The sequence below is a fragment of the Algoriphagus sp. CAU 1675 genome, assembly GCF_029222925.1.
Classification (GTDB): Bacteria; Bacteroidota; Bacteroidia; order Cytophagales; family Cyclobacteriaceae; genus Algoriphagus.
On sequence record NZ_JARHUI010000014.1, the window covers coordinates 1 to 1,775 of the forward strand.

At 57.0% G+C, this 1,775-nt stretch carries 1 protein-coding gene; it reads right to left on the reverse strand.

The window, feature by feature from the left end; genetic code table 11:
* Positions 1-1,775: hypothetical protein (locus P2G54_RS16440; protein WP_275872655.1), on the reverse strand; the 1,775-nt coding region annotated here is incomplete at both ends.

A 1,775-nucleotide genomic window follows, 5' to 3' on the forward strand; every position in this document is an offset into this window, starting at 1 on the left:
GCCGTAGCGGTACCGGTCGCGCCCGGAGCCAAGGTAGACGGACTCACAGCCAACGCCACAGATCCGGTCAACGCATCGTCTATCACTACATTGCTCAGGGTCACGTTGCCCGTGTTGGTCACCGTAAAGGTATAAGTCACTACCTCACCGGCTGCACTTACACTCGATCTGTCTGCTTCCTTCACCAAGTTGATGCCCGCCGCTTCGGCTACATCCACCGTTGCTGTACCCTCATCGTTAACCGTAGTCTCGTCAGGAGCTGTACCCGTAGCCGTAGCAACGTTCACAATCTCACCCGCATCCATATCGGACTGCAATACGGTATATGTCGCTGTAGCGGTACCGGTCGCGCCAGGAGCCAGGGTAGACGGAGTCACCGCCAGATCCACAGATCCGGTCAACGCATCGTCTATCACCACGTTGCTCAGCGTCACGTTGCCCGTGTTGGTCACCGTGAAGGTGTATTCAATCACCTCGCCCGCTGCACTTACGCTCGATCTGTCTGCTTCCTTCACCAAGTTGATGCTCGCCGCTTCGGCTACATCAACCGTTACGGTATCCTCATCGTTAACCGTAGTCTCGTCAGGGGCTGTACCCGTAGCCGTAGCAACGTTCACAATCTCGCCCGCATCCATATCGGACTGCAATACGGTATATGTCGCCGTAGCTGTACCGGTCGCGCCCGGAGCCAAGGTAGACGGAGTCACCGCCAACGCCACAGATCCGGTCAATGCATCGTCTATCACTACATTGCTCAGGGTCACGTTGCCCGTGTTGGTCACCGTGAAGGTATAGGTCACTACCTCGCCCGCTGCACTTACGCTCGATCTGTCTGCTTCCTTCAACAGGTCGATGCCCGCCGCTTCGGCTACATCCACCGTTACTGTATCGTCATCGTTAACCGTAGTCTCGTCAGGGGCTGTACCCGTTGCAGTCGCTACGTTCACGATCTCACCCGCATCCATATCAGCCTGGGTTACCGTGTAGGTCGCCGTAGCTGTTCCAACCTCACCCGGAGCCAGGGTAGACGGAGTTACCGCCAGATCCACAGATCCGGTCAAGGCATCGTCTATCACTACATTGCTCAAGGTCACGTTGCCCGTGTTGGTCACCGTGAAGGTGTAAGTCACTACCTCACCGGCCGCAGATACACTTGACTTGTCAGCAGTCTTCACAATGTCTATCGACGGATCCTGGTTCGCAGTGATCGTCTCGCTGTCCGTGTCGGTCACGTCGTCCTCGTTAGGATCGGTGCCGGTTGCAGTCGCCGTGTTGTTCACACTGCCCGCATCCATGTCAGCCAACGTAATGGTATAGGTCGCCGTGAAGATCTGGCTATCGCCCGGCTCAAGGGTCACCGGAGCAGGTGTGATCGCAGACAAGCCCGGTAGCGGATCCGTAACCGTTACATCAGTTAAGGTCACGTCTCCCGTGTTGGTCACCTCAAAGCTATACGTGATCACGTCTCCCGCCTCGTCATAGGCAGACTGGGACGCCGTCTTCACAATGTCTATCGACGGATCCTGGTTCGCAGTGATCGTCTCGCTGTCCGTGTCGGTCACGTCGTCCTCGTTAGGATCGGTGCCGGTTGCAGTCGCCGTGTTGTTCACACTGCCCGCATCCATGTCAGCCAACGTAATGGTATAGGTCGCCGTGAAGATCTGGCTATCGCCCGGCTCAAGGGTCACCGGAGCAGGTGTGATCGCAGACAAGCCCGGTAGCGGATCCGTAACCGTTACATCAGTTAAGGTCACGTCTCCCGTGTTGGTCACCTC